General features: G+C 44.0%; 2 protein-coding genes. Both read right to left on the bottom strand.

Annotation, left to right across the window (positions count from 1 at the left end; translation table 11 throughout):
• On the bottom strand, nucleotides 1-275 hold a 275-nt coding region (locus tag E4T82_RS12045; RefSeq protein ID WP_135182987.1), incomplete at its 3' end, for a hypothetical protein.
• Nucleotides 259-498 (bottom strand): hypothetical protein (locus E4T82_RS12590; protein WP_167753634.1); only part of this gene is annotated, 240 nt, incomplete at its 5' end. The genes E4T82_RS12045 and E4T82_RS12590, both read right to left, overlap by 17 nt.

Raw genomic sequence — 498 nt, 5'->3', positions numbered from 1 at the left:
TATTTAGGGAGCGTTGTATCAACGGCCTTTTTGAGAGCCTTAGCGGCTTCACCCTTAATAGCAGTATCTAGCTGTCCGTAGATACCTTTCACTGCGCTTTGAGTATGCAAAACAATACCCTTGCCATCTGCCTTAAAACGCTCCTTAAGATTTTTAGAATCTCCGCTAATAAAACCAGCTTGCACACGGGCATACTCCTTCTGTAGGGAGCGAATGATTTCATCAAGATCTAGTTCCCCATCCTCTTCTAAATAGTAGCTAGTTACCACTGTCATGATAGTCCCTCCTCAAGTTATGCAAGTCTGTCTCCATCTGATCACGTTCATAATAAAACAGGCGTTTCGTCTCCTCCATCTCCTCGTCCAAGGTATGAAGAATATCCTTATAAGCCCATTCTGACTCATCTTGTAGCTCTTGAACTTTCGCATAGAAACTCCCTGCCTCCTCTTGACTCGCATCGTGGTGGTTCAACAGTTGCTTCATCTTATCCTGTTCTTG

The organism is Streptococcus cuniculi (genome assembly GCF_004570575.1).
GTDB classification, from domain to species: Bacteria; Bacillota; Bacilli; order Lactobacillales; family Streptococcaceae; genus Streptococcus; species Streptococcus cuniculi_A.
Note: the sequence above shows the minus strand (reverse complement) of the source record. Positions and strands in the feature narration are given on the sequence as shown.